We start from the raw sequence: 16,020 nt of genomic DNA on the forward strand, positions 1-16,020 counted from the left end.
GGGAAAGCGCCGCGCCACTGCCGGCGAGGCCGGCTACGGGACCGGGATGGTCCCGGCGTAGTCGGTGTTGTAGCCGGTGACCGGCTGATGCGGGATCTCCTCCCAGCGGTCGGCGTCCTCCTGCTGGACTTCGCCGGTGGCCAGGCCCAGGAGCAGTTCCTTCATGGCGAGCAGATTCTGCCTGACGCTCTTGCCCCTCGCCTTCTGGCCGAGGCTGCCGTCGGACGTGTTGCCGGACGTTTCGAAGAAGACCACGGGGTTGGAGTGGCCCTCCGGGTTCATTCCCTGATAGTCCAGGCCCAGCATCATGGCCGAGACCACGCCGCCCTTGATGTCGATCTCAAGGCCGTTGCCCACCTGGTAGCGGTCCATGTTGATGGAACCGTACTGGGAGAGTTCGTCGTAGACGTGGACGTGCATCTGGCGGGTCAGTTCGTCGTAGGCCCCGTCTTTGATCCCCGGCAGGGTCGGTCCGCCCGGGGCGAGCGAGATGCCCAACGACAGCGTGACGTCGTCGCCGGTGCCCCACTCCTTCTTCAGGCCCTGGTGGTGGATGTCGATCCCGTAGGCCGGCTTCACGTCGGTCCAGTACTCGTAGAAGGCCAGCGACTCGTTGGCCACGAATCCGGTGGGCGTCCAGTCCCGGTTCAGGTCGATCCGCTGTTCCCGCCCGTTGGCGCCGAACTCCGGCAGATCGGCGGCCTGGTCCCAGAGCACGGTGTGGCGGATGTTCGCCTCTGAACCGTCCGGGTTGTACATCGGGATGAAGTGGAAGGTGAACTTCTCGCGCAGCAGCTGATAGTCCGCCGAACCGTTGGTGCCCAGGTCCTTCAGCAGCGACAGGATCGACTCGGTGCCGTAGGGTTCGTTGCCGTGGATGCGGCCCTGGATCCACACGTGCTCGGCGCCGGTGCCGACGGTGGCCACCCAGAGGTCGCGGCCCTGCTCGGACTTGTTGACCTGCGTGCCGGCCTCCTCCAGCGTGAAGGCGTCCACGCCGAAGCGGCTGTTCTTTTCCAGCTTCCGCAGTTCCTTCACGAGGTCGTCATAGGTCAGGATGCTGGCGGTATTGGTGTTGCCCTCGGTGGAGGGGAAGTTGGCATCCGCAAGAACAGGGGTTGCGGCGCTAAAGGGAATGACGACGGCGAGGGCCGCCGCCGCGGCCAGGCTGCGGTAGCGCCGGGGCTTGGTCGAACCGTGGCTGGTGCTGCTTTTGGGCTGGTGCGTCACTGCATGTCCTCCAAAGGTTGAGCGATTCATGCTTCAGCGCAGCCGGCTCAGGCGGCTGCGCTGAAGGGATCGGCGGCTCGAGGGAACTGCCGGTAATGAGACGCTAGCGGTGGGTCCCGGGATTGCACCAGAGTTCAGGGGCGGATCGCGGACTGCCACCCCATAGTTGCCGGCCGCGACGTCCAACGACCCGCCACGGCTGCATCCGGGGTCCGGGAAACCGCGCGGCGGCCGCCTGCCGCCGCCCCGCACGGCTACCCGTCGCTCCGGGCAGGGGATAACCTCGACGTGTGACCCCTGAGGAACTGGTCAACCTGGCGCATCTGCGCCGGGCGCGGGACCTGATCGACCGGGACTTTGCCCGGCCTCTCGATGTGCCGACGATGGCGGCGAAGGCGCTGATGTCGCCGGCGCATTTTTCGCGCCGGTTCAAGGCGGCCTACGGGGAGACGCCCTACAACTACCTGATGACCCGCCGGATTGAGCGCGCGATGGCGCTGCTGCGCTCCGGGGCGAGCGTCACGGACGCGTGCATGGAGGTGGGCAGCACGTCGCTGGGATCGTTCAGCACCCGGTTCACCCAGCTGGTGGGCGAAACCCCCAGCGCCTATCGGGCCCGGGAGCATCCGGCGGCCGAGGCGATGCCGCCCTGCATCGCGAAGCTGCTCACCCGGCCCGTGGACCTGAGATCGAGCAGGATCGAAGAAGCGGCCGCCCCGGCCCCTGCGTAGGTTGGGCGCATGAGCATTTCACTTCAGTACTGCAACATCACGGTCAATGACCCCGCGGAATCCATCCCGTTCTACCGGGACGGCCTGGGGCTGGAAGTCCGCAACGACGTCGCCAACGACGGCTTCCACTGGATCACCATGGGCAGCCCCGACCAGCCCGGGCTGGAGCTGGTGCTGTCGGCACCCCATGCCGGGCGCTCGCAGGCCGACGGCGACCAGCTCCAGGAGCTGCTGGTCAAGGGCGTGCTGCCCATGCTCGTCTTCAGCACCGATGACCTGGACGCCGCCTTCGAACGGCTGGTGTCCATCGGGGCGGAGGTCCTGCAGGAGCCCATGGACCAGCCGTGGGGACCGCGCGACTGCGCCGTCCGCGACCCTTCGGGCAACATGATCCGAATCAATCAGGACAAGTAACCCCGGAACGACGGCGGCCGCTCACCGGTTGAGGCGAGCCCCGCCGTCGTCCCATACCCCGGCATGCGTCCGCGGGTCACGTGTCCGTGACGGGCGCCGCGTGGGGCAGCAGCGACGACGGCGCCGCTCCGACCATCACTTCCACGGCGCGGGCGAGGTGGGTGTGCCGGTCGCTGACCCCGTTCCAGCGCACCAGCCCCTGGGCATTCAGCCCGTCGATCATGCCCAGAACCTGCCAGGCCACGGTTTCCGCGTCCGGCGTGGTGAATTCGCCGGCGGCAACGCCCGCCTCGAGCAGCTCCCGGATCACCGCCTGCCACGCGTCCATCTGCGCGCGCACGCTGACTGCCAGCGCCTCGTTCCGGCGGCCCAAGGACCACGCTTCCACCCATACCGCCGTCACATCCAGCCGGCGGTCGTCCAGGAGCGTGTCAAGCAGCAGGCCGAGGCCCTGCCGGGGCGTGGGCCTCTCCGCCAACATGGCCGACACCTCATCGATTTCGGCGGCCACGATGGAGGTGAAGGCGCCGGCCACGAGGACGTCGACGGTGGGGTGGTAGTGCGCCACCAAGCCCGGGGCCACACCGGCCCTGCCCGCCACGTTGCGCAGGGTGATCGCGGCAAGGCCCTGCTCGAGCCCGATGGCCCGGGCCGCTTCGGCGAGTTCCGCGGCGCGTTCGGCGGGCGCCTTGCGCGGGGTGCGTTTGGGTGTGCTTGACATCACAGAACAGTCTAGAGTAACTTCGCTGCATTATTGATCAAGCGATCAACAAGCGGGCCGGGCGGCCCTTCCTGTTCCTCACGAGACGGAGGCCTCTGTGGCTTGGAGAATGCCGGCGGAAACCGATCCCCATGAGCGCACCTGGATGGCGTTCCCGCGGGCCGGCCTGACGCTGGGCGCGGATGCGGCGTCGGCCGAGGAAGCGTACGGCGCCTGGGTCGCGGTCGCGCATGCCGTCGCGGAGTTCGAACCGGTTGCCATGGTGGTCGACCCGACGGAGCGGGAGCGCGCCGGCCGCATGCTGGATGGCGGTATCGACCGGCTCGAGGCGCCGCTGGATGAGTTCTGGATGCGTGACATCGGCCCCACCTTCGTGGTCGACGACGAACGGCCGGACGTCCTGGGAGCGGTGGACTGGACCTTCAATGGCTGGGGCGCGCCGGCTTGGGCCGAGTGGGAGAAGAGCCGCGGCATCGGAAGCTTTGTTGCCGCGCAGGCAGGCGCCGAACTCGTCACCTCCCTGCTGGTGAACGAAGGCGGCGCCATCCACGTTGACGGCGAGGGCACCGTGCTGGTGACCGAAACCGTGCAGCTCGATCCCGATCGGAATCCGTATGCGGACAAGGGGCGGGTGGAAGCGGAACTGGCCCGCACGCTGGGCGCCACGCATACGGTGTGGGTCCCCCGGGGCCTGACCCGTGACTACGAGGACCTGGGCACGCGCGGGCACATAGACATGGTGGCCGCCCTTCCCTCGCCGGGACGAATCCTGCTGCACATGCAAAACGACCCCGCACACCCCGACTTCGACGTCAGCCGGTCCCTGCGGTCCTTCTTTGAGACTCAGGTCGATGCGGCGGGCAAGCCGTTCGACATCGTCGAACTGCCCGCCCCGGACACCCTGAAGGACGAGGAGGGTTTCGTCGACTGGAGCTACGTCAACCACCTGGTGGTCAATGGCGGCGTCATCGCCTGCGGCTACGGCGAGGAGCGCGCCGATGCGCTGGCGGCCGAAATCCTGGCCGAGGCCTACCCCGGCCGCCGCGTAGTCACGGTGGACGCGCGGCCGATACTGGCGCGCGGCGGCGGGATCCACTGCATCACGCAGCAGCAACCCAAACTCGGCGCGAAGGCGGCAGCATGAGCCGGTTCGACGTGGTCGAGGCCTCGATTGCCCAACTGCGCGAGGCGCTGCGCACGGGGCAGGCGACCAGCGAGGAACTCACGCACGCCTACCTGGAACGCATCGCCGCCTACGACCACGGCGGCATCCGGCTGAACGCCGTCGTCGTCATGAATCCCGAGGCGCTCGCGGACGCCCGCGCTTCCGACCGGAGGCGTTCGCGCGGAGAAACCCTGGGACCGCTGGACGGCATCCCCTATACGGCCAAGGACAGCTACCTGGCCGAAGGCCTCACCGCCGCCGCGGGCTCGCCCGCCTTCAAGCATCTGGTCGCCAGGCGGGACGCGTTCGCCATCGAACGGCTGCGCGCGGCAGGGGCAGTGCTCCTGGGCCTCACCAACATGCCGCCGATGGCCAACGGGGGCATGCAGCGCGGCCTCTACGGACGCGCCGAAAGCCCCTACAACGCCGACTTCCTGACGGCCGCCTTCGGCTCCGGCTCATCCAACGGCTCCGGAACCGCGACCGCGGCAAGTTTCGCCGCCTTCGGCCTCGGCGAGGAGACCTGGTCCAGCGGCAGGGCGCCGGCGTCGAACAACGCGTTGTGTGCCTACACCCCGTCGCGCGGCATCATCTCGGTCCGGGGCAACTGGCCGCTGGTCCCCACCATGGACGTGGTGGTGCCGCACACCCGGACCATGGCCGACCTGCTGGAAGTGCTGGACGTGATCGTGGCGGACGACCCCGAAACCCGCGGCGACTTCTGGCGCCTGCAGCCCTGGGTGCCCATCCCCGCCGCCTCGTTGGTCCGGCCGGACTCCTACCCGGCCCTGGCGCCCCGCGGACTCCAGCAGGCCCGGGACGCGCTGCAGGGAAAACGGTTCGGCGTGCCCCGCATGTACATCAACGCCGACCCCGATGCCGGCACCGGCGAGGACCCCGGCATCGGCGGTCCCACCGGGCAGCGGATCGAGACCCGGGCCTCCGTCATCGAGCTGTGGGAAGCTGCCCGCCGGGACCTGGAGGCGGCGGGGGCCGAGGTGGTCCCCGTCGATTTCCCAGTCGTCTCCAACTACGAGGGCGACCGCCCCGGCGCCCCGAAGATCGGCACCCGCGGCCTGGTCAGCCCGGAGTACCTGCGGCGGGAGATCCTGGATCTCTCCGCGTGGGCGTGGGATGACTTCCTCGCCGCCAACGGGGACCCCGCGCTCCGGACCCTGGCCGACGTGGACGGGTCAAAGATTCTTCCGCACCCGCCCGGAGCCCTGCCCGACCCCTACGACGATTTCGACGACATCGCCGCCTATCCGGCGCACGTGCGCGAACACGGCGTTGCCTCGTTCACCGACATCCCCCATCTGGAGGAGGGGCTGCGGGGACTCGAGGAAACCCGCCGGGTGGACCTGGAAGCCTGGCTGGACCACCACGCGCTGGACGCCGTCGTCTTCCCGGCGGTGGCGGACATCGGCCCCGCGGACATGGACATCAACCAGGCTTCGGCAGACCTTGGCTGGCGCAACGGCGTCTGGGTGGCCAACGGGAACCTCGTCCCGCGCCACCTCGGCATTCCCACCGTCACCGTGCCCATGGGCACGACGGCGGACATCGGCATGCCCGTGGGACTCACCTTCGCGGGGCGCGCCTACGACGACAACGCCCTGTTGGCCGTGGCGGCCGCCTTCGAGGCGACCGGCGCCCGCCGCACCGAGCCGCCGCGGACCCCGCGGCTCGGCTGACGGCCGGGCCGGCCAGCAAGGGGCGGGCCGGCACACGCGCACCTGATGGGCCCGGCCCGCAATTTCCGGGGGGCTAGGCGTGCGGCAACTCCTGGACCACGAGGAACATGGCGCCGGTCGGGTCGGTCAGGGTGGCGACGCGACCGAAGGACGTGTCTTCGGCGGGCTGGACCACGCTCCCGCCCCGGGCGGTCGCCTTGGCGACGGCCGCGTCGGCGTTCTCGACGGCGAAGTAGATGCGCCAGTGCGCCGGGACGCCCTCGGGCAGCCAGGCGCCGGCGTCCATGATCCCGGCCGCCGCGGTGTCGCCGGAGCCAAGCGTGGTGTAGCGGAACTCGTCGGTGTCGCTCATGACGTCCGTGTCCCAGCCGAACACGTCCTGGTAGAACTTCACGGTGGCGGGGTAGTCGCGGGTGAAGAGTTCGTGCCAGGCGGGGGAGCCAGGCTCGGCGGCCAACTCGTAGCCGGTATGCCCGGCGAACTCCCAGAGGCCGACGGCGGCCCCTCCGGGGTCGGCGAGCATGCCCATCTTGCCCTGTTCGGGAACCTCCATCGGCTCAACGTAGACCTGGCCGCCGTGGGCCGCGGCGATGCTGGCGGTGGTGTCGATGTCATCCACGCGCAGGTAGGTGGTCCACGTGTCCGGGGTGTCGGCCTGCTGACTCTGCATGATGCCCGCAACGGCATGGCCGTCCTTGAAGGCCATGATGTAGCCGCCGTACTTCTCCTGGTCGCCGATCTCATAGGTCCAGCCGAAAAGCTCCGTGTAGAACTGCTTGGCCCTGTCCGGATCGGAGGTCATCAGGTCCACCCAGCAGGGTGCACCGGGGGCGAGGGTGGGCTTGGGCATGGCTGGCTCCTGTTCCGCGGTTGAGTGGAAACAAGCGCGAGCCTACTCGGGCCCGGGTCGCGGCGGCAACGGATTTTCCGGCCTAGACGCTCTCAGCGTTTCGGATATATTGCGGTCGGCGCCTGTGAGGGCTGCCGCCGATCCTGTCCCACAGGACCATCACTGCCGCCACCGGGCCCAGTACAGGGACCAGTAGCGCCGCGGCTGTGAGGCCAATCCGGATGAAGGGTCGACCCCTTCCGGCGACTGTCAGCACGAGAAGTGCACTCAGAAGGTGGACTGCACCGACCGCAATGAGGGTTCCCACGAGCGTTTGGCCGACCAGTTGCATCGCGTAGTTCAGCTGCCCCACGGGGTCCTCGGGGATGAAAGCAGCGACCATATCCGTTCCGTTCATAAGCATCCTCTCCTGACTCGGTCTGACCCCAGAAGGGAGTCACGCTCCGTACCCGCGGTGCCCTGTCGACTGCGCGGCGGGACGGGTCACACCTGGCGGTGCCGGGCACATCGCTGCGTTTGCCGGTGGCGCTCAGGCAGGCAGGGCCAGCGGTCGAACGTCCCAGCGGGCTTGGCTGCCCGGGTGATCGATCTGTCGGCAAATGCACTGCTTAGTGCGACGCAGTCCTTGCCCGAGGCTGCCGCGAGAAACCACAGAGGTGTGTCAGCCCGGCAGTGTCAAATTCTGGACCAACTTCCTCGTCGCTTTGCCCCTTGTACTGCCCAAATACTGTGGCTGGTGCATCGGCTGGCGACAGTTGCGCCAGGAACGCGGCTTCGAAGGGCGTTCTGAACCGCTTCTCCGACCGCGTGCGCATCAGCGCTTCATTAAGGGCTCCAAACTGATTCTGAGAGAAGCTAACCGCCAATCAATACTCCTTTTGACAAATTCAAGCGTTCGTCCAAGAACGTGTGCGGTGCATACCGAAATACGTTCAGCGCCCGGTTCTTCCACGCCGGGCGGGACACCACAAGCCTAGCCAAACTAGTTTGGTTAGGCAAACCGAATTTATGTACATCTCATGTACGCCGCGCCACTGTTGAACGGGAAACGCCCTGTCTGTGGCGTGTCCTGTTCAAAGGAGAGGTGACCGGGCGTCGGAACGGCCGGAACCGCCCCGGCGTACGGACTTGCGTTACGGCGCGTAGGACTCCGCCGGCACGTAGCCCTCGCCCGTGTGCTCCTGGACCTGCACCTCGGAAATCGGGGCCATGTTGGTGGTGGTGTCCACGCTGAGGCCGTCGAGCAGCAGCGGCGGCTCGAAGTCCTTGACGTTGCGGACCGCTTCCATCAGCGCCGCGTGGGTCGGCTCAGCCATGTTTTTGAACGCCTCCTCGAGGGTGGCCGCGGTGGCGTAGCCCCAGAGGCAATGCGGGATGATCTGATCGGCGGTATCCGGGGCGTACTCCTTGATGTCGGCCAGGAACTGCTTCACTTCCTCGTCGTCGGTCTGCGTGGGTTGCTTGGTGAAGCCGGTGCTGTACACGTTCGGGAAGGCGCTGGCATTGCCCGGTTCCAGCACGTCCCGCTCGTTGGCGGCCACGGCCGCCAGGAAGATGGACGGGGTCCAGCCAAGGTCCTGCGCGCGGACCATCGACGACGCCGTCAGCGCCGGCACCGTGTTGGCCGAGAAGAAGACGTCGGCCTCGCTGTCCGCCAGTTGGGCCATCTGCGCGTCCACCGTCGGGTCGCCCGGTTCGAACGTGGCCCGCTGGACGATCTCCACCTCCGAGCCGTCGATGGCGTCCTCGAGCCCGGCAACAAACTCGTTGCCGGCGTCGTCGTTCTGTTCCAGCACGGCGACGGTGACGGCCGTGCCGGAATCCACCAGGAACTTGCCGAACGAGTTGCCTTCGGCGTAGTAGGTGGGCATCCAGCCGATGGTCCACGGGTTGGCCTCGGGGTCTTCGCTGAACACCGAGTCTCCGGAGGCCACGAACACCTGCGGGAACTCTTCCTCGGTGGCCACCGGCATGACGGCCAGGTTGGTGCGGGTGCCCAGACCGTTGACGTCGGCGAAGACGCCCTCGGCGATCATCTGCCGGAAGTTCGCCACGGCGCGGCCGGGATCGTAGGCGTCGTCGTACGCTTTGAGCTCCACTTTGCGGGTCTTGCCGTCGCCGAATTCCACCCCGCCGTCCGCATTGGCGGCGCCGAAGTAGGCCTCCATGCCCGCAACCAGGCAGCTGCCCGGCGCGCCGGCCACGCCGCTGAGCGAGGTGGTGCTGCCGAGCAGGATGCTGGTGTCGGTGATGCCCTGTTCGGCTCCGCCGCCCTCCGTGGCGCCCGGGCTGCCCTCGGGCGAGTTGCCGCCGTCGCCCCGGCCGCAACCGCTGAGCGCGAGCGTGAGGGCCGCCGCGGCCGCCACGGCACCCTTGGCGCCGCGTCCGATCTGCCGTGTTCGCATTGTTCTCTCCTTAGCCTTGTGGGCCTTGTGCTGGATCGGTGAAATGCCCCCTGCCGGCTCACATCGCCGTGGTGGTCGGGGTATGGACTTCCGGGCCGGTGTCGGGAGCCTTGAGGGCGGCCTCGGGCTCCGCGCGTCTGCGGCGCATCCGCCGCAGCAGCGCCGGCAGGGTCACCAGCCCGCCGGGGGCCAGGAACAGGATGACCAGCAGGGCCGCTCCGTAGATGATCGGGGTGTGCGAGGCGTCGATTTGCCCGGCCAGGACCGGAATGAAAACGAAGAAGAGTCCGCCGAGCAGGGACCCGAGAATGCTGGCCGACCCGCCGATGATCATGGCCGCCAGCATGTTGATGGAGACCACGAAGCTGAGGGTGGCCGGGGACATGTATTGCACGGCGGCCAGGTACAGGAAGCCCGCGACGCCGCCGTACAGGGACGCGACGGTGAACGCGAGGACCTTGTACCGGTAGTTGGAGACGCCCATCGCGGTGGCCACGGCCTCGTTCTCGCGCACGATGGCGAAGGCCCGTCCGATCCGGCCACGGGTCAGGTTGGCCGCCAGCACGAAGAGCACGGCGGCGATGCCGAGCACCATGTAGTACCGCCACTGGTCGTCGGCCAGGTCGGTCCAGTCCGGGGCGTTCATCCACTGCACGGTGATGCCGACGGAGCCGCCGGTGAAATCGTCCAGCCGCTTGGCCAGCCGGTCCGCGATGATCGGCAGCGAGATGGTGACCATGGCCAGCGAAACCCCGCGCAGCCGGACGGCGGGAAGGGCGACCAGGAAACCGACGACGGCGGGGATCAGGGCGGCGAGTACGAAGGTCAGCAGCACCGGCCAGCCCTCGGTGACGCCGTACGCGGTGACGTAGGCGCCCAGCCCCATGAATGCGCTTTGGCCCAGCGAGATCTGCCCGGCGTACCCGGTCACGAGGTTGAGCCCCAGGATCGCGACGGCGAAGGCGGCGACCACGGTCAGCTGGTAGTTTACGTAGGGGATGAGCTGCAGCGGCGCCAGGACCGCCAGCACGACGACGACGGCGGCGGCGGCGATCCGGAACCAGTGCGAGGCGAAGACGTTGCGCTTCATACCCGCACCACCTCTTTTTGCCCGAAGAGGCCCTGGGGCCTGACCAGCAGCACGATGAACATGGCGACCAGCGGCACGGCGATCTTGAGGTCGTCGCCGATGAAGTCGATGTAGGCCCCGGCGAGGTTTTCCACCACGCCGATCAGGCCGGCGGCGACCACCGCGCCCAGCGGGCTGTTGAGTCCGCCGAGGATGGCGGCGGCCAGGGCGTAGACCAGCACCTGGTCAAGCATGTGCGGGGACAGGAAGACTTTCGGGGCGATCAACACGCCCGCGATGGCGCCCAGCACGGCGGCCAGGGCCCAGCCCACCATGAGCAGCCGGCCCACCGGGATGCCCGAGAGCGCGCTGGACTCGGGGTTGTCCGCGACCGCCCGCAGGGCCAGGCCGAGCTTGGTTTTCTTGAACAGCAGCTGCAGTGCCAGCACCACCAGCAGCAGCACCACGATGTTGCCCAGCGACTGATAGCTGATGAAGGCTCCGGCGACCTGGAAGGTGCCCAGGGGGAAGAGCGAGGGGAACTGCTGGGAGTTGTAGCCCCAGAACAGGCCGGCCAGCCCGGTGAACAGCACCAGCAGGGCCACCGTGACGATGATGGCGGTGTCGGGCAGCCCGCGCTCGAAGCGCCGCATGATCAGGCGCTCCACCCCGGCGCCCAGCGGCGCCGAGACCAGGATCGCCAGGGGAATGGCGAGCGCCGGCGGAATGCCGGCCTGCCACAGGGTCCAGGCCAGGAAGGTGGAGAACACGGCCATGGCGCCCTGCGCAAAATTGATCAGCCCGGTGGCACGGTTCACCAGCACGATGGCCAGCGCCAGGGCGGCGTAGATGGCCCCGTTGCCCAGGCCGTCGATGATGAGCTGAAGGAACAGTGAATCCACGGCTCACCCGCCCAGGTACGCTTTGCGGATGGCGTCCAGGCCCATGAGCTCTTCGCGCGGCCCGGACAGCACGGCGTGCCCGGTTTCCAAGACCGTGGCCTCGTCCACAATGGAGAAGGCCAGGGCGGCGTTCTGTTCCACCACCACCATGGACAACCCCGTTTCGGTGCGCAGTTTGGTGATCGCTTCGTAGACCTGGCCGGCGGTGCCGGGCGCCAGCCCCAAAGACGGCTCGTCCAGCAGCACGAGCTTGGGCCCGGACATGAAGGCGCGCCCGATTGCGAGCATCTGCTGCTCACCGCCGGACAGCGCGGCGGCCGGTGTCTTGCTCCGCGCCGCGAGCTGCGGGAAGAGATCGAAGTAGTGGTCCCGGTCGGCGGCGACGCCGCGCTGGTCCTTGCGCCGGTAGGCACCGACCAGCAGGTTGTCCTGCACGCTGAGGTTGGCCAGGGTGCCGCGGTCCTGCGGCACGTGGGCGATGCCCAGCCGGGCCACCTGGTCGGGCCGCATCCCGCCGATCCTGCGGCCCTCGAAGGTGATGTCCCCGCTGGTCTTGACCATGCCGCTGATGGCGCGCAACGTCGTGGTCTTGCCGGCGCCGTTGGCGCCCAGGATGCCGGTCGCGCCGCCGTCGGCCACGCTCAGGCTGATGCCGTGCAGTGCCACGGCCCGGCCGTACCAGGCGCGCACGTTGGAGAGTTCGAGGAGGCCCGTCATGCCGCCCCCTGCCCGAGGTAGGCCTCGACCACGCGCGGATCCTGCCGGACCTCGGCCGCCGTGCCCTCCGCCAGCTTCCGCCCCTGGTTGAGCACGGCCAGGCGGTCCGTCACCGCGGAAATCAAGCCCATGTGATGTTCGACGACGACGATGGTCAGCTCGAATTCCGCGCGCAGGTTCCTGATCCAGCCGATCAGGTCCTCCACTTCCGCGTGCGAAAGCCCGGCGGCCGGCTCATCCAGCAGCAGCAGTTTGGGCTGGCTGAGCAGCGCCCGGCACAACTCCACGCGCTTGCGGAAGCCGTGGGCCAGCTCGCCGGCCGGCAGCCGGGTGGCCCAGCCCAGGTCCAACCGGGCAAGGACGTCATGGGCCTGCCGGCGGAGCGCGCGCTCGCCGCGGACGGCGTGCGGGAGCCGGAGCGCCCAGGACAGCGCACCGCCGGACAGCCGTGAGTGGCCGCCGAGGAGCACGTTGTCCAGCACCGTTTGGTCCAACTGGAGCGCGGGATGTTGGAACGTGCGGGCCAGCCCCATCCGTGCCAGGGCGGACGGCGCGCGGGAGAGGACGTCCGCGCCGTCGATGCCGATGAACCCCGACGACGGCTTGTAGTGTCCGCTGACGCAGTTGAACAGGGACGTCTTGCCGGCGCCGTTGGGGCCAATGAGCCCGAAGACCGTCGAGGGTTCCACCTCGAAGGAAACAGAATCCAGCACCGTGATGCCGCCAAAGTGCAGAGAAACATCCTCGACGGTCAGCCGGGCCGTCATGGCCGCACACTCTCTGCCGTACGCCACATGGATTCAACGCTTCCTGGAGGCGGGAGACTGCTCATTCCGGCGCCGTGGGCCGGCTGGTGCTAACAAGAATGTTGACATTGAAGCTAACGATGTGATCTATCTCATGTCAAGGCGGTGATGGGAACGTTATGGCCGCCGTCGTCAGGCAGGGGAAGCAACAGGCGTTCGGCGGCTGCCACGGCTGCACCGCGGAAAGGCGGACACGATGTCTGGCTCCATCCCGTATCTCTTCAGGGGACACCGCCATGCTCCCGAGGAGCGCGGCGGCCGTCCGCCGCAGCCGCGGACCGAACATCTGCCGGGTATGGTCATCGAGCGGGACGTCGCCGTGGCCGCGTCGTCCGGCGCGGTGATCCGCGTGGATGTCTACCGGCCCGACGGCGCGGTGCCCGCCGCTCCGCTGGTCAGTTGGTCGCCGTACGGTAAGCACATCACCGAGCAGCTGGGCGTGGTCCGCCCGACCAGCGGGGTGCAGGCCGGTTACACCAGCGGGCTGACGACCTTCGAGGCGCCGGACCCCGCCTTCTGGGTGCCGCACGGCTACGCCGTCGTCGTGGCCGACATCCCGGGCACCTGGTACTCGGAGGGTGCGGCAACCTACTGCTCTCCGGAGGAAGCCAGGGACTTCTACGACCTGATCGAGTGGGCCGGCGGGCAGGAATGGAGCAACGGCAAGGTCGGGCTGTCCGGCGTCTCCTACCTGACCGTCTCCCAGTGGCGCGTGGCCGAGCTGGACCCGCCGCACCTGGCCGCAATCAACCCCTGGGAAGGCTGGACCGACACCTACCGGGAAGTCGCGCGGCACGGCGGCATCCCGGAAACGTGGTTCTGGCCCTACATCTGGGAACGCTGGGGCTACGCCACCGGCCCCATTGAAGACCTGGAAGCCGAGACGGCCGCGCATCCGTTCTACGACGCCTTTTGGGAGTCCAAGAGCGCCGAATTGGAGAAGGTCACCGTCCCGGCGTTCGTCGTCGCCAGCTGGTCGGACCAGGGGCTGCACACGCGGGGGACCCTGGAGGGCTTCCGCCGGATTGCCTCCGAGGAGAAATGGCTGTACGTGCACGGCCGGAAGAAGTGGGCCGAGTACTACCGCCCCGGCATGGTGGAGCAGCAGCGGGTCTTCTTCGACCACTTCCTCCACGGGCGGGACGGCGGCCTGGCGGACTGGCCGCGGGTGCGGCTGGAGGTGCGGGACCGCTTCTACGAGGGGAGCACCTACGCTGCCGCGGATTGGCCGGCGCCGCAGACCCGGTACCGCACCCTTTATCTCGATGCCGCGGCCGGCTCGCTCGCGGACGAGCCGCCCGCCGCAGAAGGGGCCGCCGTTTACGACTCGCTGGGCAGCGGGCTGCGGCCGCACCGTGCGGAATTCAGCCTCGCCTTCCGCGAGGAGGCCATGCTCGTGGGCCACGCCAAGGCCGTGCTCTTCCTGTCGGCCCCGGACGCCGAGGATTTGGACGTCTTCGTGGCACTGTTCAAGAAGGACCGGGACGGCACGGTGGTCGGCTTCCCCTACTACGCCATTTTCGACGACGGCCCCGTCGCCGTGGGCTGGCAGCGCGCCTCCCACCGTGAACTCGATCCGGACCGCTCCACCGACTACCTCCCGGTGCTGGCCCACCGGCGGGCCCTGCCGCTGCCCCAGGACGGCCCGGTCCGGCTGGAGATCGAGATCCTGCCCTCCGGTACCCGCTTCGAGGCCGGGGACACCCTGGTCCTGGTGGTGCAGGGGTCCGACGTCATGCGCTACCCCAAGCCCGACCTCTACGCCCGGCACGAGGACTCGGTCAACCGCGGGGAGCACCGCATCCACACCGGCGGGCAGTCCGCCTCGCACCTGGTGCTCCCGCTGTTCACCGCAACCCCCGGCTAAACGAAACACGGCCGCGGCCCCTTGGCCGCGCACGGGGGCCAGCCGCCCCGGCCGCGGAACCAGATCACGGAAGGGAACATGACATGCCTGCCGAAAACCTCGAAGATGCCATCCAACGCACCGGCAATCCGGTGGAGCTGCTGCGGAATCTGCCCGCGCTGCCCATCGTCTTTCCGATCCAGCCGGAGTTCACCAACTGGCGGTCGGAGCAGCGGGCCTGGGACCAGTCCGTCGCCCTCCTGGACCAGTCCCACCACATGACCGACCTGTACCTCAACGGACCCGACGCCCTGAAGCTGCTCAGCGACCTGGGCGTGAACAAGTTCGCCAACTTCCGGCCGGACACCGCGAAGCAGTTCGTCGCGGTCAACGAGGACGGCCACCTGATCGGTGACGCCATCCTGGCCTGCCTGGCCGAGGGCAGCTTCAACCTGGTGGGCCATCACATGGTCGTGGACTGGGTGGAGTTCCACCTGGGGAAGGGCGGTTACGACGCCACAGCCGAGCGCGACGGCAACTCCCTGGTCCGGAAGGGCACCCCGAAGATCTACCGGTATGAACTTCAGGGGCCGCAGGCGCTTCCGCTGGTGGAGAAGCTCACCGGTGGGCCGGTTCCAGACGTGAAGTTCTTCCACATGACCGACTTCACGATCGCGGGCTGCCGGGTCCGGGCGATCCGGCACGGCATCGCCGGCCAGGCCGGGTTCGAGATCTTCGGCCCGTGGCAGGAGGGCGAGCGCGTCCGCCAGGCCATCCTCGAGGCGGGCGAAGAGCTTGACCTGCGCCAAGTGGGCGCCAAGGCCTACTCCACCTCCCCGCTCGGCTCCGGGTGGGTGCCGACGCCGGTGCCCGCCATCTTCAGCGGAGACCGGCTCGCCGACTATCGGAAGTGGCTGCCGCTGGCGTCCGCCGGGTCCCTCGGCGGAAGCTTCGCCTCCCCGAACATCGAGGATTACTACCTGACGCCCTGGGACCTGAACTACGGCCGCGTGGTCTCCTTCGACCATGACTTCCTGGGCCGCAGCGCCCTGGAGCGGATGCGGGAAAACCCGGCCCGCGAAAAGGTCACGCTGGTCTGGAACAGCGACGACGTGGCCGGCGTGTTCAAGTCGCTCGGCGAGGACGGGCTGCCGGCCAAGTACTTCGATATGCCCAAGGCCCGCTACGCGTTCTACCAGGTGGACCAGGTGCTGGCAGGCGGGGAACCCGCCGGCCTGTCCTTCGACTGCGGCTATGCGGCCAACGAGCAGGCCTTCCTCTCGCTGGCCACCGTGGAGAAGCGGCACAGCGCACCCGGCACGGAAGTCACCGTGCTCTGGGGCGAGGAGCCCAACACCCGCAAGCCCCAGGTCGAGCCGCACCGCCAGGTGGAAATCCGGGCGACGGTCGCCCCGGTGCCGTACGTCGACTTCGCGCGGAAGACCTACCGGTCCTGACCCCGGGCGCGCG

14 protein-coding genes are annotated in these 16,020 nt (G+C 68.6%); 6 read left to right on the forward strand and 8 right to left on the reverse strand.

Features of this window, described 5'->3' with window-relative positions:
- Nucleotides 1-33 precede the first annotated feature (33 nt).
- Entirely contained in the window at nucleotides 34-1,230 is a 1,197-nt protein-coding gene (locus AC5RWG_RS12095) for a M14 family zinc carboxypeptidase (RefSeq protein ID WP_494002173.1), read from the reverse strand.
- 290 nt (nucleotides 1,231-1,520) lie between these two features.
- On the opposite strand from AC5RWG_RS12095, the gene AC5RWG_RS12100 reads away from it, so the two are divergent.
- On the forward strand, nucleotides 1,521-1,961 hold the full coding sequence (locus tag AC5RWG_RS12100) for a helix-turn-helix transcriptional regulator (protein ID WP_494110350.1): 441 nt from the start codon (nucleotides 1,521-1,523) through the stop codon (nucleotides 1,959-1,961).
- Between the two features lie 9 nt (nucleotides 1,962-1,970).
- Nucleotides 1,971-2,375: a VOC family protein gene (locus AC5RWG_RS12105; RefSeq protein WP_494013154.1), complete on the forward strand. Its 405-nt coding sequence runs from the start codon at nucleotides 1,971-1,973 to the stop codon at nucleotides 2,373-2,375.
- 76 nt (nucleotides 2,376-2,451) lie between these two features.
- On the opposite strand, the gene AC5RWG_RS12110 is transcribed toward AC5RWG_RS12105, so the two are convergent.
- Complete coding sequence (locus AC5RWG_RS12110; RefSeq protein ID WP_494074276.1) at nucleotides 2,452-3,096, reverse strand: TetR/AcrR family transcriptional regulator; 645 nt, start codon at nucleotides 3,094-3,096, stop codon at nucleotides 2,452-2,454.
- A gap of 97 nt (nucleotides 3,097-3,193) precedes the next feature.
- Between AC5RWG_RS12110 and AC5RWG_RS12115 the strand changes: the two genes are divergently transcribed.
- Nucleotides 3,194-4,240, forward strand: a complete 1,047-nt coding sequence (locus tag AC5RWG_RS12115) for an agmatine deiminase family protein (protein ID WP_494002177.1) — start codon at nucleotides 3,194-3,196, stop codon at nucleotides 4,238-4,240.
- A complete protein-coding gene (locus AC5RWG_RS12120) occupies nucleotides 4,237-5,955 on the forward strand; it encodes an amidase (protein ID WP_494167041.1) in 1,719 nt (572 codons plus the stop codon). Before AC5RWG_RS12115 ends, AC5RWG_RS12120 begins: the two co-directional genes overlap by 4 nt.
- 73 nt (nucleotides 5,956-6,028) lie before the next feature.
- Here AC5RWG_RS12120 and AC5RWG_RS12125 read toward each other — a convergent pair whose 3' ends face one another.
- The 6 genes from AC5RWG_RS12125 to AC5RWG_RS12150 all read right to left on the reverse strand — a co-directional run bounded on the left by AC5RWG_RS12125 (nucleotide 6,029) and on the right by AC5RWG_RS12150 (nucleotide 12,665).
- On the reverse strand, nucleotides 6,029-6,805 hold the full coding sequence (locus AC5RWG_RS12125; RefSeq protein WP_494074274.1) for a VOC family protein: 777 nt from the start codon (nucleotides 6,803-6,805) through the stop codon (nucleotides 6,029-6,031).
- Between the two features lie 1,133 nt (nucleotides 6,806-7,938).
- A complete protein-coding gene (locus AC5RWG_RS12130; RefSeq protein WP_494074273.1) occupies nucleotides 7,939-9,210 on the reverse strand; it encodes an ABC transporter substrate-binding protein in 1,272 nt (423 codons plus the stop codon).
- 58 nt (nucleotides 9,211-9,268) lie between these two features.
- Entirely contained in the window at nucleotides 9,269-10,300 is a 1,032-nt protein-coding gene (locus tag AC5RWG_RS12135) for a branched-chain amino acid ABC transporter permease (RefSeq protein WP_494074272.1), read from the reverse strand.
- Entirely contained in the window at nucleotides 10,297-11,181 is an 885-nt protein-coding gene (locus tag AC5RWG_RS12140) for a branched-chain amino acid ABC transporter permease (RefSeq protein ID WP_494074271.1), read from the reverse strand. The genes AC5RWG_RS12135 and AC5RWG_RS12140 overlap by 4 nt, the downstream gene beginning before the upstream one ends.
- A 3-nt stretch (nucleotides 11,182-11,184) precedes the next feature.
- Complete coding sequence (locus tag AC5RWG_RS12145; protein WP_494074270.1) at nucleotides 11,185-11,898, reverse strand: ABC transporter ATP-binding protein; 714 nt, start codon at nucleotides 11,896-11,898, stop codon at nucleotides 11,185-11,187.
- Nucleotides 11,895-12,665, reverse strand: coding sequence for an ABC transporter ATP-binding protein (locus AC5RWG_RS12150; protein ID WP_494074269.1), 771 nt, complete (start codon nucleotides 12,663-12,665; stop codon nucleotides 11,895-11,897). Before AC5RWG_RS12150 ends, AC5RWG_RS12145 begins: the two co-directional genes overlap by 4 nt.
- A 235-nt stretch (nucleotides 12,666-12,900) precedes the next feature.
- Here AC5RWG_RS12150 and AC5RWG_RS12155 point away from each other — a divergent pair, with 235 nt between their 5' ends.
- Both AC5RWG_RS12155 and AC5RWG_RS12160 read left to right on the forward strand, forming a co-directional pair.
- A complete protein-coding gene (locus tag AC5RWG_RS12155; protein ID WP_494074268.1) occupies nucleotides 12,901-14,571 on the forward strand; it encodes a CocE/NonD family hydrolase in 1,671 nt (556 codons plus the stop codon).
- An 83-nt stretch (nucleotides 14,572-14,654) separates the two neighbouring features.
- The gene (locus AC5RWG_RS12160; protein WP_494074267.1) at nucleotides 14,655-16,007 is read left to right on the forward strand and encodes an aminomethyl transferase family protein; all 1,353 of its coding nucleotides are present in this window, start codon (nucleotides 14,655-14,657) and stop codon (nucleotides 16,005-16,007) included.
- Nucleotides 16,008-16,020: the final 13 nt, after the last annotated feature.

The organism is Arthrobacter sp. Y3221160, from assembly GCF_059092585.1.

What these genes read in the sequence shown, in the direction of transcription:
- AC5RWG_RS12110 (WP_494074276.1), bottom strand. Translation starts at nt 3,096, where the DNA reads ATGTCAAGCACACCCAAACGCACCCCGCGCAAGGCGCCCGCCGAACGC.
- AC5RWG_RS12125 (WP_494074274.1), bottom strand. Translation starts at nt 6,805, where the DNA reads ATGCCCAAGCCCACCCTCGCCCCCGGTGCACCCTGCTGGGTGGACCTG.
- AC5RWG_RS12150 (WP_494074269.1), bottom strand. Translation starts at nt 12,665, where the DNA reads ATGACGGCCCGGCTGACCGTCGAGGATGTTTCTCTGCACTTTGGCGGC.
- AC5RWG_RS12130 (WP_494074273.1), bottom strand. Translation starts at nt 9,210, where the DNA reads ATGCGAACACGGCAGATCGGACGCGGCGCCAAGGGTGCCGTGGCGGCC.
- AC5RWG_RS12135 (WP_494074272.1), bottom strand. Translation starts at nt 10,300, where the DNA reads ATGAAGCGCAACGTCTTCGCCTCGCACTGGTTCCGGATCGCCGCCGCC.
- AC5RWG_RS12105 (WP_494013154.1), top strand. Translation starts at nt 1,971, where the DNA reads ATGAGCATTTCACTTCAGTACTGCAACATCACGGTCAATGACCCCGCG.
- AC5RWG_RS12120 (WP_494167041.1), top strand. Translation starts at nt 4,237, where the DNA reads ATGAGCCGGTTCGACGTGGTCGAGGCCTCGATTGCCCAACTGCGCGAG.
- AC5RWG_RS12155 (WP_494074268.1), top strand. Translation starts at nt 12,901, where the DNA reads ATGTCTGGCTCCATCCCGTATCTCTTCAGGGGACACCGCCATGCTCCC.
- AC5RWG_RS12145 (WP_494074270.1), bottom strand. Translation starts at nt 11,898, where the DNA reads ATGACGGGCCTCCTCGAACTCTCCAACGTGCGCGCCTGGTACGGCCGG.
- AC5RWG_RS12160 (WP_494074267.1), top strand. Translation starts at nt 14,655, where the DNA reads ATGCCTGCCGAAAACCTCGAAGATGCCATCCAACGCACCGGCAATCCG.